At 38.2% G+C, this 18,076-nt stretch carries 15 protein-coding genes; 10 read left to right on the top strand and 5 right to left on the bottom strand.

What is annotated here, in order from left to right; genetic code table 11:
• The first annotated feature begins 97 nt into the window (after window positions 1-97).
• Window positions 98-1,555: an alpha/beta hydrolase family protein gene (locus UB51_RS21735; RefSeq protein ID WP_044879096.1), complete on the top strand. Its 1,458-nt coding sequence runs from the start codon at window positions 98-100 to the stop codon at window positions 1,553-1,555.
• A 27-nt stretch (window positions 1,556-1,582) separates the two neighbouring features.
• A complete protein-coding gene (locus UB51_RS21730; protein WP_044879095.1) occupies window positions 1,583-1,975 on the top strand; it encodes a MerR family transcriptional regulator in 393 nt (130 codons plus the stop codon).
• Between the two features lie 98 nt (window positions 1,976-2,073).
• Here the strand turns inward: UB51_RS21730 and UB51_RS21725 are convergent, their stop codons facing one another.
• Window positions 2,074-2,994: a LysR family transcriptional regulator gene (locus UB51_RS21725; RefSeq protein ID WP_044879094.1), complete on the bottom strand. Its 921-nt coding sequence runs from the start codon at window positions 2,992-2,994 to the stop codon at window positions 2,074-2,076.
• Between the two features lie 148 nt (window positions 2,995-3,142).
• Here UB51_RS21725 and UB51_RS21720 point away from each other — a divergent pair, with 148 nt between their 5' ends.
• From UB51_RS21720 to UB51_RS21710, 3 genes are all read left to right on the top strand, one after another.
• Window positions 3,143-4,630, top strand: a complete 1,488-nt coding sequence (locus UB51_RS21720) for an SLC13 family permease (RefSeq protein ID WP_044879093.1) — start codon at window positions 3,143-3,145, stop codon at window positions 4,628-4,630.
• A gap of 21 nt (window positions 4,631-4,651) precedes the next feature.
• Window positions 4,652-5,887, top strand: a complete 1,236-nt coding sequence (locus tag UB51_RS21715) for a 2,3-bisphosphoglycerate-independent phosphoglycerate mutase (RefSeq protein ID WP_234405485.1) — start codon at window positions 4,652-4,654, stop codon at window positions 5,885-5,887.
• Between the two features lie 211 nt (window positions 5,888-6,098).
• The gene (locus tag UB51_RS21710; protein WP_044879091.1) at window positions 6,099-6,440 is read left to right on the top strand and encodes a zinc ribbon domain-containing protein YjdM; all 342 of its coding nucleotides are present in this window, start codon (window positions 6,099-6,101) and stop codon (window positions 6,438-6,440) included.
• A gap of 68 nt (window positions 6,441-6,508) precedes the next feature.
• Here UB51_RS21710 and UB51_RS21705 read toward each other — a convergent pair whose 3' ends face one another.
• Complete coding sequence (locus tag UB51_RS21705) at window positions 6,509-7,573, bottom strand: PocR ligand-binding domain-containing protein (RefSeq protein WP_044879090.1); 1,065 nt, start codon at window positions 7,571-7,573, stop codon at window positions 6,509-6,511.
• 278 nt (window positions 7,574-7,851) lie between these two features.
• Here UB51_RS21705 and UB51_RS21700 point away from each other — a divergent pair, with 278 nt between their 5' ends.
• Window positions 7,852-8,988, top strand: a complete 1,137-nt coding sequence (locus UB51_RS21700; protein ID WP_044879089.1) for a glycerol dehydrogenase — start codon at window positions 7,852-7,854, stop codon at window positions 8,986-8,988.
• 1 nt (window position 8,989) lies between these two features.
• Window positions 8,990-10,750: a dihydroxyacetone kinase subunit DhaK gene (gene dhaK, locus UB51_RS27385; protein ID WP_082063221.1), complete on the top strand. Its 1,761-nt coding sequence runs from the start codon at window positions 8,990-8,992 to the stop codon at window positions 10,748-10,750.
• 351 nt (window positions 10,751-11,101) lie between these two features.
• Here dhaK and UB51_RS21690 read toward each other — a convergent pair whose 3' ends face one another.
• Complete coding sequence (locus UB51_RS21690; protein ID WP_044879088.1) at window positions 11,102-12,100, bottom strand: hypothetical protein; 999 nt, start codon at window positions 12,098-12,100, stop codon at window positions 11,102-11,104.
• A gap of 148 nt (window positions 12,101-12,248) precedes the next feature.
• On the opposite strand from UB51_RS21690, the gene UB51_RS21685 reads away from it, so the two are divergent.
• The 3 genes from UB51_RS21685 to UB51_RS21675 all read left to right on the top strand — a co-directional run bounded on the left by UB51_RS21685 (window position 12,249) and on the right by UB51_RS21675 (window position 15,836).
• Window positions 12,249-12,761, top strand: coding sequence for a hypothetical protein (locus UB51_RS21685; RefSeq protein ID WP_044879087.1), 513 nt, complete (start codon window positions 12,249-12,251; stop codon window positions 12,759-12,761).
• Window positions 12,762-13,725: 964 nt separating this feature from the next.
• Window positions 13,726-15,150 carry an ABC transporter permease gene (locus UB51_RS21680; protein WP_044879086.1) on the top strand — a complete coding sequence of 475 codons (1,425 nt, stop codon included), beginning with the start codon at window positions 13,726-13,728 and terminating at the stop codon, window positions 15,148-15,150.
• 11 nt (window positions 15,151-15,161) lie between these two features.
• Window positions 15,162-15,836 carry an ABC transporter ATP-binding protein gene (locus UB51_RS21675; RefSeq protein WP_044879085.1) on the top strand — a complete coding sequence of 225 codons (675 nt, stop codon included), beginning with the start codon at window positions 15,162-15,164 and terminating at the stop codon, window positions 15,834-15,836.
• A gap of 63 nt (window positions 15,837-15,899) precedes the next feature.
• On the opposite strand, the gene UB51_RS21670 is transcribed toward UB51_RS21675, so the two are convergent.
• The gene (locus tag UB51_RS21670) at window positions 15,900-17,360 is read right to left on the bottom strand and encodes a sensor histidine kinase (RefSeq protein ID WP_199924959.1); all 1,461 of its coding nucleotides are present in this window, start codon (window positions 17,358-17,360) and stop codon (window positions 15,900-15,902) included.
• Entirely contained in the window at window positions 17,353-18,018 is a 666-nt protein-coding gene (locus UB51_RS21665; RefSeq protein WP_044879084.1) for a response regulator transcription factor, read from the bottom strand. The genes UB51_RS21670 and UB51_RS21665 overlap by 8 nt, the downstream gene beginning before the upstream one ends.
• Window positions 18,019-18,076 lie beyond the last annotated feature (58 nt).

The following is an 18,076-nucleotide window of genomic DNA, read 5'->3' as shown; positions in this document are numbered from 1 at the left end:
CTTGACCTTGCAGTATACTTCAACCTTTATGATTTACCTATAATCAATTACGGTTCCTCGTGACGGAGGACTGAGATGAAGATGGAGGTAATGTATAATGAGAGCGTTAGAGGTAATTGTAATCTTGGTCATCCTGGCAGCCACAGGGGGAATTCTCTTTGGAAAAAGAGACCGGCGGTGGAATGTAGGACTGTTGTTGTCCGTATTATTGGCTGTGGTGCTGCATGGAATTATAGATCATTATCGCATACAGATGGTTCCGGCTTACGCTGTGGCGTTAGTACTGATCATCGTACTCATCCGTAGACTGGCTAAGCCTCAGAGCGAATCCCGGTCTAAGTCCCTAGTGAAAAAGAGTCTGCTATCTATTGTAGCGTTGGCCGTCAGTGGTGTGTCTGTGTATTTGAGTCTGTTGCTGCCTGTCTTTACAATGCCTGAGCCGACCGGTAGTTATGCGATGGGCACCATTTCTCGGCAGCTTACGGATAAATCCCGTGATGAAACATTAAGTGCTGACCCGAGCGACAAGCGGGAGTTGATGGTGAATGTTTGGTATCCGGTTGATCTAGACGAGGCTAAAGGGAAGAAGAGGGAGCATTATCCTTCTGAACTCGGGGAAGCCATCAGTCTGGTGTTTGGCATACCCAAGCAGCTATTCAGTCATGTAACAACGATTCCTACGCATGTTGTCGATGGGGCAAAGCTGTCCGCGGCTGAAGCCAACTATCCGGTATTGCTGTTCTCGCCCGGCATTCGCTCGACCCGGTTCCAGAGTTTGACAGCCATCGAGGAGTTAGTCAGTCACGGGTATATTGTAGTGGGCATGGACCATCCCTACACATCGGCCAAGGTCACATTTCCGGACGACCGTTCTATTTTCTATAATCCGGATCCTGAGTTTGCGACATCAGCAGAGCTTTATAAGCACAACATAAAGGGCATTGGAATTCGCGTTGCGGATGCCCGGTTCGTGCTCGATACCCTTACGGAATGGAACACGAAAGACCCTAACCAACTATTCCAAGGCAAGCTAGATCTGAATCGTGTCGGAATCTTTGGACACTCTTACGGCGGGGCAACGACTGCAGAGACGCTGGCGCAGGACGAGCGATTCAAGGCAGGTGTAAGTCTGGAAGGCGCATTCTGGGGAGATGTTGCCCATACCGGCTTGAAGCAGCCGTTTATGTATATGATGACTGGCGGCACCGCCAAGAGTCTTGATCCATCGAATACGAAGAAGGATAAGGTATTCTATGAGGAATTTGCCCCCGATCTGGAATCGGCGATGACGAAAAGTACAAGCGATACCTACTATTTGACCATCGATCATTTAATCCATCAGAGCTTCACGGAAATAGCGCTGCTCTCGCCATCGCTTTTTGCCAAGGAAATTGACCCGGTGCATAATATTGATATTACCAGATCCTATGTAAAAGCTTTCTTCGATCAATATTTAAAAGGCGAACCGCAGGCGCTTCTGGATGGTTCATCGCCTAAATATCCCGAAGTGAAGTTTGACGAGGTGTATACGAAAAAGAGAATGATATCTGAATAAAGACGTTAAAAGGCAGGGGGAACAGGTATGGAAGGAATGACACGCGGTGAACTGGCAAAGCGAACCGGGTTAAGCATGGCAACCATCCGCTACTACGAGGATAGTGGCATCCTGCCTGCTCCCGAACGGAGAGCGAATGGATATCGTATATATACGGAGAATTATCTGGTGAAGATTAAGTTCATCAAAGATGCCCAATCATTAGGTTATTCGCTAAAGGAAATCCAAGAAGGGCTGCAAATGCTCAGTCAAGAGATGGAGGCGGAGACATTAAAGGAATTAGTACGCAATAAGATCTTTGAGATTGATGAGAAGATTAAAACGTTGCATTCCATACAAACGATGCTTTCCGGCTTGCTTGAGACCCCTAAAGAAGACATTCACAACTATTTACGATCGTTTCGTAAATTGGGTGAGTGAATGCAGTGGGTCGTTGACACATTTATGGAGTGTTAGCCCCGTTTGGAGCGCAGTAAATAGTGATGCGGGAGACGGCAATGTCATGGTGAAGAGTGTTTTTATATTGAATGAATTATCGGAGATTCTGAATAACAATATTTATTATCTAATAAAGTAATGAATTGTTTGGTCGCCGGAGAAAGATGTTTGCTTCGATGATAAACATAACAGATCCCTCTACTGAATTTTACTCCTTTTATGGGTACCGTAACTAATAAGCCATTATTAATCTCCTGCTGAATCGCAAAGTTAGAAACCATAGATACGCCAAGTTCATGAATGACACCTTGTTTAATACCCTCTAAATTGCTAATTTCCAGATATTTGGGTGCAGTAAACCCCAATTCTTTGAATTGTCCTTCTAAGTATTTTCGTGTAGCTGATTTATCGGGTTTTATAATTAGAGTTTCATTGACCAAATCCTCTAGTGTACATTCCTCCTTTCTTGCAAGTGGGTGCAATGGATGGACAATGAGGACAAGTTCATCCTGATAAAAAGTTTTGCGTTGAAAACGAGATTCATCAATCATAACTCGATCAGAGATAATCAAGAACTCTACTTTATTGGATTCCAACATGCTAATAAGGTAACTTGAAGAAGTAATGTTCATGTTAATTTTAATGTCTGGGAACGTCTTGGAATAATCCCTCAGTATCATAGGGAGCAAATAAACGCCAACAAAATTACTCGCGCCAAATGATAAGGTTCCGAAAGATAAGTCTTCCAGTTGCCTAATATGATCTCTAGCTGAATGGAGCAGGTTAATAATTTGCTCCGCATAGGGCTTAAAATACTCTCCTTGTTTAGTTAAAAAAAGCTTTTTGCCGATTCGGTCAAAGAGTGGAACCCCCAAGTCTTCCTCAATACTTTGAATTTGCATACTTACAGACGGTTGGGAGCAATAGAGCCGCTCTGCCGCTTCGGTAAAGTTTAAGCATTCCGTTAGCGTGATAAAGGTTTGTAGTTTATTTATGTTCATATTCAAGACCCCTTTCATAAAAGAAGCGCATTCGTTAATAAACATCATAACAAAACGTTATGATTATTAGAAACAAATCAAATTGTATTATAATCAAAAATTACCTAAAATGAAAGCGTTAACAACACGAGTTTGAGGAGGATGGAAGATGACTGATGTCTCAGAGGACGTAGAGAAGGATGGTAAGAAGCCGCCTGTCAAGAAGAAGAGCAAGGTGGAGGAAGGTATGAAAAAGTTTGGTGTTCCACTTGCCGTTATTATTGCGTTACTTCTGTTCTTTATGCCTACACCAGAAGGCATGAGCTTAGAAGCCCAACGAGCAATTGCTATATTTACTGGAGCATTGATTCTATGGATAACCACTCCAATACCCATTTATTTGACATCCATTATTGCGATTCTATTACTTCCTTTAGTTGGAGCTGTTGAAGATCAAGAAGTTGCATTTGGGACCCTAGGCTTCGACGTTATTTGGTTGATGGTTGCCGCATTCATTCTCACGGCTGCAATGATAAAATCGAATTTGGGTAGAAGATTATCGTTATGGATGATTACGAAGTTCGGCAAAACACCAAAAATGACGTTGTTTTTATTGATTGTTATTAATTTTGTTCTAGCTTTTTTCGTTCCTTCCACAACTGCAAGGGCTACGCTGATGGTACCTATATGCTTGATTTTGTTGGAAGTCTATAAAGCCATACCAGGTGAAAGCAAACTTGGGAAGGTGATGATGCTTCAAGGGGTTCAAGCAGATGCACTTGCTACTTCAGGTGTCATGACGGCTACTTCGGGAAATATTATTGCGGTTGGTTTCATCAATGAACAAGCGGGCGGTAATATTGGTTATATGGATTGGCTTCTAGCTTCTATGCCCACTGCAATCATCACAATGCTGATTACGTTCTTCATTGGCTTAAAGCTGTTCCCAATTAAGGGTGAATCTAATTTCGATAATGCAAGGGATACGCTGAAGGACGAGCTAAAGAAATTGGGTGCCTTCTCTTTAGACGAAAAGAAGGCAGTAACGATATTCCTCCTTACCGTATTCTTATGGGCAACGGGCGATTATCACAACGCTTGGTTCGGGTTTGAATTAAGTACGGAGCAGACAGCTGTATTGGGAGCACTCTTGTGCTTGCTTCCTAGAATAGGTTTGTTGACTTGGAAAGAAACAAACATCAAATGGGAGCTTATGATTTTTGCCGCAGGAGCATACGCGGTAGGTAATGCGTTGGACAAATCGGGAGGCGCAGAATGGATTATCGGTAAAGTAGTCGTTGCTTTAGGAATGGAACATATGAATCATGTCTTGGTATACGTAGTTGTAGTATTCCTTAGCATGTACAGCCACCTCATATTTACGAGCAAAACAGTAAGGGTCACGATACTAATACCGGCATTCATAGCCCTGGCTAAGACATTGGGCATAGACCCAGTCCCTCTTGCACTAGCTGCCGCCATGACCATGACCTATACAATTACGCTTCCACCACATTCGAAAGTGAATACCATTTATTTTGGAACAGGTTATTTTACAGTATTGGATCAAGTGAAGTACGCAGTAATTACTTGTTTTGTCGGTGCAAGTGTGATCAGTTTGGCTATATTTACTTGGTTTAAAGTGATAGGAATATAGATAAAGTAGGAGGAAACCATATTGAACAGAAAAGTAATATTAGCCATTGCCGATGGGTTGGGAGACCGTCCACATCCTTTATTGGGAAATAAAACACCACTGGAATATGCTGAAACGCCCAATCTTGATAGACTAGCTTCTATGGGGATTACAGGAATGATGGATTTGATTAGCCCGGGCATTCCAGTAGGAACAGATATGGGACACTTAATTTTATTTGGATACCAGCCACACCACTATCCTGGGCGAGGCCCCATTGAAGCTTTAGGAATTGGTATGGACGTTCAGCCAGGTGATATTGTGCTTCGGTGTAATTTCTCAACGGTGGATGAGAATGGGATTGTTATTGATCGTAGGGCAGGGAGGATACGTGAAGGAACAAATGAAATAGCAGATGCCATTAACGGTTTAGAATTTGATGGGGTGAAGTGTTATTTTAAACCAGCTACGGAACATCGAGCTGTACTTATATTACGAGGAATAGGATTGAGTGATAAAATCAGTGATTCTGACCCTAAAGCGCCAAACGATGGAAGCCCTTATCATGAGATAAGGCCACTTGACTCTTCTGAGGAGTCCAAGAGAACAGCTTCGATTCTAAATTTATTTCTTCAACAGGCTCACGTCATATTATCTAACCATCCCGTTAATGCAGAGCGTATCAGACATGGGAAATTACCAGCTAATTTTGTCCTCACCAGAGGAGCCGGTCAGATGGTTCATCTTGACCCAATCACGGATCAACTTCATATGAAGGGTAGTTGTATAGCAGGAGAAAGCACAGTCTTAGGTGTTGCTCAAATGACAGGTTTTAAGTCTATCTCGGATAGCAGTATGACAGCCAATATGGATACGAACATAGAATTAAAAGCCAAACTGGCGATCGAAGAAATTGCCAAGAATGACATGGTTTTGGTGCATCTAAAGGCACCGGACCTTAAAGGTCATGATAATGAACCTTTTGAAAAGGCAAAAGCAATCGAATTGTTTGATCAAATGGTAGGAATTATATCTCAGGGAATACCCGAAAATGTGTATTTGGCATTAGCTGCCGATCATTCTACACCTTGTGAAGTCGGAGAGCATACAGGTGACCCTGTACCCATCCTAATTTACGGTCCCAGTATCCGAAGAGATCGAACTTTGCAATACAATGAAATGGATTGTGCTTATGGGGGACTAGGGCGTTTATCCGGAAATGAATTTGTCCGAACACTACATGGGTTAATGGGACGCGTGGAAAAACAGGGTAATTAGAACACTTCGAAAAGATCCTTATTGTGTTGTTTCCATACAAAAAGGATCTTTTCGTGTTGCGTAAGTCACAATGGAAGGGTTGTCAATATCAGAGGACTATGACAGTATATAAGCATATAGGGAACTCCCTATATGTGTTTTTGTGTATTTCAAGTTCGCAATGGCTATTCTTACGAAGTTGCTAATAATAACGAATGGAGGACATGAAATCATGTCTAGTTTACCAAATTGTCCAAAATGTAATTCAGAATACACTTATGAAGATGGAAGTCTTTTTGTTTGCCCAGAATGTGCTCATGAGTGGAATTTAGAATTAGAAGCCGAAAATAGTGAAGATATCAAGGTTGTCAAAGATGCGAATGGAAATGTCTTAAACGATGGTGATTCTGTAACAGTCATCAAAGACCTGAAAGTAAAAGGAAGTTCATCCGTCTTAAAAATAGGAACAAAAGTAAAAAGTATACGTTTGGTTGATGGTGATCATGATATTGATTGTAAAATTGATGGTTTTGGAGCTATGAAATTAAAATCAGAATTTGTTAAAAAGATATAAATGAGGTTTGCATGCAATAGAACGAGACTGTTTTGGAAGCCCTTCGATATGAAGGGCTTTTTATCGTCTCAAGGAAGTTCCGAGGAATTTTTAAATGTATGATTGTTCCGATACATATTTCGGTAAACGGCAGGCGTTAGCGTTTCGAACTTTTTAAAAGTTTTGATAAAATATCCAGCATCACAGAATCCTAATTCATCGCTTATTTGATTAATGGATTGATCCGTTGTCTCCAGAAGTTGCTTGGCCCACTCAATTTTTAAGCGTGGAGCGAAGACTGAGAATTTTTCTCCGGTTTCTTTTATAAATATTCGGCTAAAATAACTTGGGCTAATGTGACACAGTTTAGCCATTTCACTTAATGTTATATTTTCATTTTTATGATGATAGATATAATCAAATGAAGGTTGAAGCAATGGGTTAGCAGAACGGATTTCATTGGATATAACCTTTTTTATTTTAGTATCAATAAGAGTACTAGAAAGCTCATTTTGAATCGCTTGTATATTCCGATAAGTACGATCAGAAGAGCTCATTGAATCCATAGAAGGGTTATCTATATCTATAGAAAGAGCCTTTTTATACATATCTATCGTTGAATTTTTATGGATGGCCTCTTCCACGATGTAGTTGCATAAGTGGAATAACATATCGGCGATGGTTGTGACTTCTTCGTATGACAAGGTGGGTAAAGATAGATATTCTTCTTCTAAAGCCTTAAACTTATTGTTTGTTTCTGAATTGGACGGTCGAGTTACAATTTGTTCTAGTGGTGTTTCTGTATCGTGTAGTTTAATTTGTCCAGCCATGATGGCTCCAATATATTGATTATCGATAATGATAGGAATGGCAATATCAATAATATTGAAATGGCACATATAGATATAGGGTTTATTCAGCCGTACAGCTTCCAATCCTCCTCTTGCATCACATGTCTGACAATACGGAGATAGTGAGGAATCTTTCCTTACACTCTGACAAAAGGGTTGGCAGTAACTGTGTTGTGTAACGGGAGTACCTTTGTAGTCAACTGTAATAATCGCCATTTTTGTGACTAGCGCAAGAGAGTCTTGTAACTTATGCCATTTCTCTAAATCAATAATTTTATCTAAATTAAACAACGAGTTGTTCATTAGTGTACGCTCCCTATACATGAATAGAAATATAAAGATGGGAATAGAATAATAAAAGGGTTAGCTGTGATTTTCCATTTCGATGTTGCTAAAAAAGCATGAACATTTCATCATGATTATACTATATTAATCGGCTGTGAAGACAAGATTATACTATTTACTAGAGTTATGACAAAAAAACACAATCTGAAAGCGCTTAAAAGTGCAGTTATAGTTCAATGATAACTAACCATGGTCAGACTATAATGGAAACATAGTAAGCAAGGGAGGAATTTATGATGAGAAAAGCTTTTATTAGCCCAACTAAATATGTTCAGGGAGAAGATGAACTTTTAAACTTGGGGTATTTTGTAAAGACATTCGGGGATTCAGCTCTACTTATTGCTCATCCAGATGACGTAAATCGAGTAAAAGAAAAACTGGAATCTACTATAAATAAATTTAATATCACATTGATTGAAAGTCATTTCCAAGGGGAATGCTCACGTGAAGAAGTCAAGAGATTGCAAGCATTGGCTAAAGAACATTCCTGTTCTTGTACGATTGGATTAGGTGGGGGAAAGGCCATTGATACAGCGAAGTGCGTAGCAGAAGGGGAAGCATTAATTATTGTTCCAACAATAGCAGCTACCGACGCACCAACAAGTCACTCAGCCGTTCTGTATTCCCCAGAAGGGGAATTCGATGAGTATGCCTATTTTAAACAAAGTCCTAGTGTGGTTATGATTGATACTACCGTTATTGCAAACGCCCCTACAAGATTTCTTGTTTCGGGTATGGGAGATGCACTCTCGACTTATTTTGAAGCTAGAGCAACCTCAAGATCTTACTCTAACGTAAATGCAGGATTGCCATGTGGTGTTCGAGAGGGAGTATGTGGTGCGGCTAAAGGGACCAATACAGCACTCGCACTTGCTAAGTTTTGCTACGAAACATTATTGAAAGATGGAATTCAGGCAAAGGTAGCTTCGGATTGCAATTTGGTAACTCCTGCACTTGAGAATATTATAGAAGCCAATATCCTCTTATCGGGGCTTGGGTTTGAAAGTGGGGGCTTAGCTGCTGCTCACGCCATTCATAATGGCTTAACTTCACTTGAGGGGACTCATCACTATTATCACGGTGAAAAAGTAGCCTTCAGTACAATAGCCCAATTAGTTCTGGAAAATGCAGATAAAGAGGAATTGAATGAAGTAATGGCATTTTGTGTAGCGGTTGGTCTTCCCATATGTCTCTCAGACATTGGCGTGGACAGCGTAACCTATGAAGAAGTGCTTAGGGTAGCCCAAATCGCTTGTATTCCGGAAGAATCCATTCATTCTATGCCATTTCCAATTACGGAGGAAGCTGTAGCAGCAGCCATTATGGTAGCTGATCAACTCGGTCGACAATACAAGATGAGTAAGGATGAATAACATGAAAAAAATAATGAATAAGCCAGAAACGTTAGTAAGAGAGATGTGTAATGGCTTAGTCTTGGCACATCCAAACTTAGAGTTTAACAGTAAATATAAGATCATTAAGAAAAAAGAAATAAATAAAGAAAAGGTAACACTGATCAGTGGTGGGGGCAGTGGACATGAACCCGCGCATGCCGGATTTGTTGGAAAAGGAATGCTAGATGTAGCTGTGTGTGGCGATGTATTTGCTTCCCCTTCACAAATTCAAGTATACCAAGCGATCCGATCCACAGCAGGCAATAAAGGAACGTTATTAATTATTAAAAATTATAGCGGCGATATAATGAATTTCAAGAATGCGGCTCATCTTGCAAGTGAAGACGGCATAGAGGTCGATTTTGTTAAAGTGGACGATGATATTGCAGTTGAAGATAGTCTCTATACCGTTGGAAAAAGAGGCGTTGCGGGTACTGTTCTGGTTCACAAAATAGCAGGTGCAGCGGCTGAGCAAGGAATGCCTTTAAGTCAAGTGAAGGAAGCAGCTCAAAAAGCAATCGACAATACGAGAAGTCTTGGATTCGCCTTTACCTCTTGCACTGTTCCTGCCAAGGGAACTCCAACTTTTACTCTTGAAGATCATGAAATGGAGTATGGTGTTGGCATTCACGGCGAACCAGGCATCCGGAGAGAAAGAGTGGTTCCAGCCGACGAATTGGCAAGCAGAATGGTGACGGCATTATTGGACAATTTGAAGATAGAAAGTGGTTCTGAGCAGGAAGTCGCTGTATTGATCAATGGATTTGGAGGAACTCCACTCCAAGAATTATATCTGTTGAATAACTCCGTCATTCGTGAATTAGTATCCAGAAATATAACGGTCTATAAGGTGTTGGTTGGAAATTATATGACGAGTATTGATATGGCTGGGGCGTCTGTTTCTATTATGAAATTAGACAATCAGTTGAAGCAATTATTGAGTGAAGAGTGTGATACGCCAGCGCTATTCATTCATGAACCTTTTGATCGAGTGAATTATACCGAGGTTGTACTAGAACAAGAGGAGAATAAGTCTGTATCCTACACATGTGAGACTGATGCAGATTTTGCAACCATTGAGAATGATAAGTTTTCTTTAAATAATATTATTTATCTAATAGATAAGATGAGTGAAATCATCATCGAGAATGAAGTTCCATTCTGTGAGCTAGACGCTCATGCGGGTGACGGTGACTTTGGCATGAGTGTTGCAAAGGGGTTCAAGCAGTTAAAAATAGAGTGGAATGACATTGTAACGAACCATGCAACGGATATTGGAAGTTTCCTAGATGCTTGCTCTCTGATTATTATGGAGCATTGTGGAGGCGCATCAGGCCCCATTTGGGGATCAGCATTCCGAGCAGCTAGTAAAAATGTAGGGAATAAAAAGGAGCTATCTATGGACGAGTTTGCCAAAATGATGGCCTCCGTTGTTAAAGGTATACAAGATACAGGGGAGAGAGCATTTGGTAGGGGTGCTGTTGTTGGGGATAAAACATTGATCGATGCTCTTGTCCCATATGCGGAATCTTGGGCAAATAGTGCGCTTCATGGGGATGATATCAAGGTTGCATCAACGAAAGCAGCAAGTGCTGCTGTCCAAGGAGCGAAACAAACGGAGACGATTGTTGCTCGGATGGGAAGAGCGGGTACTGTTGGCGAGAGAAGCATTGGTTATCCTGACGCGGGAGCTTATGCATTAGGGGTTATTTTTACAGAACTTTCAAAAACAATAAAGTGAAAGTTAGGCACCCCATAATGAATATTTCTAAATGAAGGGCACCCAAAAGGGTGCCCTTTTTACACTTGTATTGATGACTTGAAATTATCGTCCGACGCAGAAACCGTGTTAAAGAATTCTCTATCAGTGTCCTTCAAGGGTCGCTTGTGATGTTACCATGAGAGGGTGTTCATTACTATGATGAAATGGTCTTCATTAAACGAACAGAAATGCCCTACAGGACACTTTCCCTTTATGATCGAAGAATTCGACTAATAAAAAGAAATTGGCTTGTAGGGCCTTTTTATGCTGGGATGAGCTGCTGCTCTTCATAGTTATAAATCCGATATGATATTATTTTTTCTCTTTTCCTTAATAAAGATCAAGTGGGCCATTTGCATAATAAGGGAAGAAACTCAACGCTGAGCCACCACTGACATCTTTATATGTCAAGGTCTTTACGGGACTTGTGAAAGTAGATCCTGCTGTGACAGCAATTGTCTCAATACTATCATATGAGTCTGACCACATATTATTAGATTTAACCTTAGTTACATTGTTGAATGAACCATTCTTATAACCACGTACAACATGAGTTTCATTTGTTATGACATTGTTTGCAGATGCTTTTAACTGCCATAAAGCTGTACTTGGTGTATAAACCCAAACATACTTCATTTTTGAGGAATAAGATACAAGTAAGTCATATGTATCAAAACTTGTGTACGAAGTAGCTTCAGGCCAGAAGTAATCATAAGGAGTCCATGAAATATATGGTATTGTACCTGCTGCTCTTTGTAAGATTAAGTTAAACACTTTTTTCTTGAAAATTGCAGACTCGAATTTTTGATTACTTAACTTCACCGAATTCCAATTTTTCACCAAAGGAGGACCACCGCCATCTTTTGGAACAGCATAATTTACCCAAATTTTATAAGTCTTTCCGCTAACAGTAACAGACTTTTCTCCATAAGTAAGCATATCTACGTAAGGAAATGGACCCCAAGTAGGAGGCTGTGATGCTTTAGATTGATAATCTCCATTTGTAATGGATTTGTTTAGGAGTGCACGTTCTTCTTCTGTTATTGGATGTACCCCTTTATTTGATAGCTCATTCATAATTTCTTCATCTTGTGAGTTAAGATCTTCAACTGAAGATATAGAATCTTGATTAATTTGAGCTTTTTGCATTCTTACAGTAATGAGTTCATCAAGCAAAGCTTCAACTTCATGTTGCTCATTCTTATCAAGCTCAGCAATATTTGTAGACTCATTTGTAAACTCACTTGGAGATTCTGCTGCTGATACAGCCCCATTAGTTCCAATTAAAGCAATGGCTAGTGCAATAATCAATAATCCCTTTTTTTTCAATATTTACACCTCTTTTTATTTTATGTATTTAATGGTAATATATTATATTTCTGTTAAAAATAGATATAAAGTACTATATTCCATAAAATGCATCATAAACTTGAAAAGTGTATACTAACTCTATAAATAAATGGGAGGTTCGAAAGGCATGAAAAAACGTATTTATTTAGGGGTGTTATTTACAATAATATTAATTGGAGTGTTAGGTGTATTAGGTTTTCTAAATTTCATTCCCTCTGGTATTATTCTAAAAAATGGTATATATCAAAGCGATGTCAAATTAATATATCAGAAAGACGACTGGTTCAGATATTACCTATATGATAATAACGAAGGTATGATGGGAGTCATTGTACTTCAAAAAAGAGATAACTCAATTCTGTGGAGTGAATATTATAAAAATGATGTTATTTTAAATAAAGGTGAAATCAAGATATTAAAATCTTTTTATCCTACAGTAGAAAATGGGTTTATTATTCATAAAAAAATTTGGGGAGGCATCATTACTTCAAAGTTAAATAATAATCGAGATTTATTAATACATGTTAACAACGACATTAAAAAAGCAAAAGTATTTAAGATAGGACCCGATAAATCATACTTTTTCTTTGAGGATGAAAATGACTTGGATATTGATAAATATAAATTAAAAGCTGAATAAAATGACTTGAATAACACATCTTAGCTTTGTAATTTGTATAAGAATAATTAGTAGAAGAGTTGCATGGATCTATGAATATAATGTGAAATATTATATAAGAGGGCTTACTGTACATGGAATAAGACATACTAATGGTACATGTCACACACGGAACGTATCGGCAGATCGACGCTCGAACATTTCCCTATTATGAAGAGCGTGATTTCAATCAAGGCCAATGGTTGTAGCATTGGAAGTGAATTAAGTTCGATTCTTTGTTTCCCATTATGGTTCCTCAAAAAATAATGATTGAGAAAAAATCCCTTATGTACCAGGGGTTATAGGACTTCGATTGTCCCCAAAAAAGTTGGGAACCAAAGTGTGGAGGGCAAAGTGCTCATCGGCCCTAATACAACCCTAAAAACCTCTTCTTCTTACCATGCGTTTCCATCCTAATTAAAGCCTCATCTAACTTCTGATCTATACGAAACAGATATTACTTGAATTTTATAAAGGATTGGAAGTTCCGCAAGAAAGTTAATAGCTTAAAAGGTAGCTCATATGAGAGCTGCCTTTTTTGTTTGTCTTTGTGAATATAGCGAATTATCGAAGTAATGGATGTGTAGGCCTCTTATTTATTTTTGGTTTAGCCAAAGTTGACTGGGTTACGTGCTTGATTACACGCCCAACAAACCTCCGTCCGTGCAATTATCATCACGACAGAAGGTAAAAGGAAGCAAAGACGGCTTCACTTGGTGGCTGGTTAGGGCACCCGGATATAACCGCACGGGTATGTAGGACGCCCTCAGGTCAATGGGTATAAAACTAAGTTGAAAAACCGGAGGGTTTCCGGTTCTTTTTCGTAAATAAACAACTTTTCTATCGTTTGATAAAAACATCACAATTCTCCAGATAAACTCCTCTATATCTCCATATAGACTCCAGATTAATCGTATAGATTAGAGATATCAAGGAGGTTATAAAAATGAATTTTATCAAACGCGCATTTTTAAGTGTACAAGCAAGAAAGGGAAAATCCCTTATCTTATTTGTTGTGTTTTTAGTTGTTAGTAATTTAGTGTTAGCAGGATTCGCGATGCAAAATGTCACGGAAACAGCGAGTGATCTCGCTAGAAAAAAGTTGGGGGTTGACGTAACGTTAGGATTAGATGGAGAAAAATTTCAAAAATATGTACAAAAACAGAGAAATGAAAATCCAAATGAAAGAATACATCGCCCAGAACTTTCTACAGAGGAAGCAGATAAGTTAGCTGAATCACCATATGTAAAAGATTTTAACTATCTAAAAGATAGTCAAGGTGTAGCGGATGGTTATACTCCCATTAATGTTGATAAAGGGGGAGACGCGGTAGGTGGATCCATAGGTGGAAGCCAAGGTAATATGGAAATGCCAAATACATTCATTCACGGTGTGAGAAGTTCTGATTTATTAAAAGAATTTACAGAAGAAACGAATAAAATGATTGAGGGGCGTCCAATAACATCAGAGGACAAAGATAAGAAAGTAGCCCTGGTTGAAAAACAGTTAGCTGAAGATAACAATCTACAAGTTGGTGATGAGTTAAAGATCAAAACAACAAATGAAACATCGACAGTAGAGCTCGAAATTATAGGAATTTACGAAATGTCCACGATAGATAGCAACATGGAAACGGCACCACCATTGTTTCATCCATCGAACCAAGTATATGTTTCGTACGGATCGTTAAAGGAATTTTCGGAAAATAAGGATATGAAGGGTACACCCATTGATAAAGCTATTTATTACTTGAATGATCCAGATCATATCGATGATTTTAAAGCAGAGGGAAAGAAAACAGGCATTGATTATGACCTATTTAAACTAGATGCTCATGATGCCTTATATAAAAAAATGATAGGCCCTATTGAGAACATGGCATCAACTTCAAAATGGATTATATACCTGGTCTCAATTACAGGATCTATTATCTTAGGTCTTATCATTATGTTGACCATAAAAGAACGACGGAAAGAATTAGGAATTCTACTTGCGATTGGCGAGAAAAAAGGAAAATTAATAGGACAACTCTTAGTAGAAGTATTATGTATAGCTGCTTTAGCATTTAGCCTTTCTATATTTACAGGTGAGACAGTATCTCAAAAAATGGGAGACAGTTTATTACAGAAAGAAGTTACTGCTTCTGAAGAGCAAGAAAATAATCTAGAGGCACCCACATTTATATTTGGGATGAATGATGACCAAGGTAAAGATGTGGATCCTATTGATCATATTGATGTAGGTGTAACATCTCAAGATGTGCTGAAATTAGGTGGATTAGGCCTAATAATCGCAATCCTATCAACAATTCTTCCAGCATTATCGATTCTTCGATTGAATCCAAAAGATATTTTATTAAAAGATGAGTAGGGGGGATATACATGGACACTATTTTACAGTTCAAAAATCTGAATTATCATTATCAAAGCAATAATAAAAAAATCACTATATTAGATAATGTGAATTTTGAGTTTCAAGCCGGACACTTTTATACCATTTTAGGACCATCGGGATCCGGAAAAACAACGACCCTTAGTTTAGCAAGTGGATTAGATAACCCAAGTAGTGGGAATGTATTATTCAAAGGAACAGATTTACGGAAGATAGGTCTGGTTACCTATCGAAATCGACATGTCTCGATTATCTTTCAATCCTATAATCTAATTACGTATATGACTGCTCTTCAAAATGTAGTCACGGCAATGGAGATTACAGGCGTAGATGTGAAAGACAAAAAAGAAAGAGCGCTTGAGTTATTAGAAAAGGTAGGGCTGACAGAAGGAGAAGCCAAAAGAAAGGTATTACAGCTTAGTGGTGGTCAGCAACAGCGTGTAGCGATTGCTCGTGCATTATCTTGTAATGTAGATTTATTAATTGCTGATGAACCCACTGGGAATCTAGATCAAGAAACTTCCATGGAAATTATCGAGTTATTTAAAGAACTTGCTCATATAGAAAATAAATGTATCATTGTAGTCACTCACTCCCAAGAGGTGGCTAAACAATCAGATAAAGCGGTGTATCTCGAAAAAAGAAATTTAGTAATCAAAGAGTGAAAGTAAATAAGAGTCTCAATCTCATTCTATCCTATGGAAATGAGATTGAGACTCTTTTGTTGTTTACTTTATGGATAAAGGAATGGTAACTAAAAATTGTACTCCTTGTTCTGTATTCTTCATAGAATACGTAATAGAAAGGGCTTCAAAAATTTGCTTTACAATATATAACCCTAAGCCACTTCCCCCCGTATTTCGATTTCTTGATTTTTCGATTCGATAAAATGGTTCGAAAATATGTTGTATTTCCGCTTCTTTAATTTCCACACCTGTATTGATGACTTTAATTTGGATGTGGTGTTGTTTTGAATCCTGAGTTAGCTCTATATATACTTTCTCGCCATGAGGTGAATACATAATCGCATTATGAATAATATTTTTGCAGGCTTTTTCTAAAAGAATACGATCTGTATGCACAGAAAGGTGAGAACCTATCTGTTTTATCATTTGAATGTCTTTTTGAGAAGCAAAAAATTCGAGATTTTTTGTGATTGTATCCATTAATTCCGAGGGATTTACTTCTTCCAATTGTAGTTTAAAGGTATGTTGTTCTAGTTTTGACATGCTTAAAATCTCACGAACCAGTTGTTCCATGCCTTCAATAATTTGGTGGTTTTTCTTTAAGTATTGGTCACGATTTTGATACGGACCAATATTATATATCATCCCTTCTAAGTATCCTTTCATAACAGTGAGAGGCGTCTTTAATTCATGTGCTACAATTGCAAAAAATTCTCTGCGTGTTTTTTCTGTTTCTCTTTCTTTTTCAATATCGCTTTTTAATTGCTGATTCGCTTTTTGTAAATCAATCATCGTTTGTTGTAAATTAATTGACATCTCATTTAAACTATTGGATAACTGCCCTAATTCATCATTGGAACGAACCTCAATTTTTTCGGAAAAATCCAAGTTCGCCATCTTTTGTGCTCCTTGGTTAATATAAAGGAGTGGTTTTGTAATGAACCTCGAATATAAATAAGCACTTCCTACACCAATAACAACGACAATGATACTGATATAGGGAAGGAAACGTACCAAGACCTGTGAAGCTTCATTAATTGGTTGAAATGTTGCGGACACTACGAGCGTTAAGTTAACATCTTGAAATTGAATTGGCATGGTAACGTCGTATGATTTGGAAAGGCTATTTGAATTCCTTAATGGCTTTGTTTTATCGAATTGTACATTTGGGGCTGCTTGGGTACTTCCTTGAAAAAAAGAGAATAACGGAGAATAAATAATGGTTCCTTCTTTATTTTGAAGGTAGAGCATTGCGTTATTTATTTTTGTGTATTCTTCAAGAAGTGGTATGGCATTTTGAAAAGTGAGATCCTTAGATTTATCAATTATTTCTTCTATTCCTGTTTGAAGCTGTTCTGTTTTATACTGCTCATAAAATGAAGGGAGAAAGAAGTATAAAGTTAAATAAATCAGGACTGCAAAGGCTAACAAAATAAGAGATGTAATCAGAAAGAGTTTATAGGTAATTCGCTTCATCTTCATCATTTTTAATACCTCATTCATCAATTTTATAACCAATTCCCTTCACTGTTTTAATGTAGGGTATATCTAATTTTTTTCGTATGTTTTTAATATGTGTATCAATAATTCGTGTTTCTCCGTAATAATCGTATCCCCAAACTTTTTCGACAATGCTTTCTCTTGGGAGTACTTTTTTCTCATTTTGAAGCAGTAGTTGTACAATTTCGAATTCCTTTGTCGTTAATGGAACTTCAACCTCATTTACATAAACTTTGTATGCATCGCAATCGACTTGTATTTCTTTGAAAACTAAATGATTATCCGTACTTTGATCATTGCTTCTTCTCAGTACAGCCTTGACCCGTCTAATCAATACATGAAAAGAAAAAGGTTTAGTAATATAATCATCGATTCCAATATCGAAGCCTTTCATTTGTTCTTGTTCTTCTTCTAATGCGGTTAGCATAATAATGGGTACATTTGACTCATTTCGAATCATTTTGGCAACCTCAAATCCGTCAAGGTTTGGCATCATCACATCCAAAAGAATTAAATCAAAGGATTGCTTATTAAATTGTTTCATTCCCTCTAATCCATCTGATGCAACTTCAACACTATACTGTTGTGTCATTAAAAATTGTTTGATTAATTCCTGAATCTCTTCATCATCCTCTACCACAAGAATATGATAGTTCATCATTATATCACCTCTCGTAATATTATAACCTTGTTATCTGGAGTTTATGTGGAGAAGAATT

Origin of the sequence: Paenibacillus sp. IHBB 10380, from assembly GCF_000949425.1 — a bacterium.
In the GTDB taxonomy this organism is placed as follows: domain Bacteria; phylum Bacillota; class Bacilli; order Paenibacillales; family Paenibacillaceae; genus Paenibacillus_AQ.
The sequence above is the reverse complement of the archived record's forward strand: the minus strand, read 5'-3'. Positions and strand labels throughout refer to the sequence as shown.

Bases quoted from the DNA above. Each gene is read 5' to 3' on its own strand.
- UB51_RS21735 (WP_044879096.1), top strand. From the start codon at position 98: ATGAGAGCGTTAGAGGTAATTGTAATCTTGGTCATCCTGGCAGCCACA.
- UB51_RS21730 (WP_044879095.1), top strand. From the start codon at position 1,583: ATGGAAGGAATGACACGCGGTGAACTGGCAAAGCGAACCGGGTTAAGC.
- UB51_RS21725 (WP_044879094.1), bottom strand. From the start codon at position 2,994: ATGAACATAAATAAACTACAAACCTTTATCACGCTAACGGAATGCTTA.
- UB51_RS21720 (WP_044879093.1), top strand. From the start codon at position 3,143: ATGACTGATGTCTCAGAGGACGTAGAGAAGGATGGTAAGAAGCCGCCT.
- UB51_RS21710 (WP_044879091.1), top strand. From the start codon at position 6,099: ATGTCTAGTTTACCAAATTGTCCAAAATGTAATTCAGAATACACTTAT.
- UB51_RS21705 (WP_044879090.1), bottom strand. From the start codon at position 7,573: ATGAACAACTCGTTGTTTAATTTAGATAAAATTATTGATTTAGAGAAA.
- UB51_RS21700 (WP_044879089.1), top strand. From the start codon at position 7,852: ATGAGAAAAGCTTTTATTAGCCCAACTAAATATGTTCAGGGAGAAGAT.
- dhaK (WP_082063221.1), top strand. From the start codon at position 8,990: ATGAAAAAAATAATGAATAAGCCAGAAACGTTAGTAAGAGAGATGTGT.
- UB51_RS21685 (WP_044879087.1), top strand. From the start codon at position 12,249: ATGAAAAAACGTATTTATTTAGGGGTGTTATTTACAATAATATTAATT.
- UB51_RS21680 (WP_044879086.1), top strand. From the start codon at position 13,726: ATGAATTTTATCAAACGCGCATTTTTAAGTGTACAAGCAAGAAAGGGA.
- UB51_RS21675 (WP_044879085.1), top strand. From the start codon at position 15,162: ATGGACACTATTTTACAGTTCAAAAATCTGAATTATCATTATCAAAGC.
- UB51_RS21670 (WP_199924959.1), bottom strand. From the start codon at position 17,360: ATGAATGAGGTATTAAAAATGATGAAGATGAAGCGAATTACCTATAAA.
- UB51_RS21665 (WP_044879084.1), bottom strand. From the start codon at position 18,018: ATGATGAACTATCATATTCTTGTGGTAGAGGATGATGAAGAGATTCAG.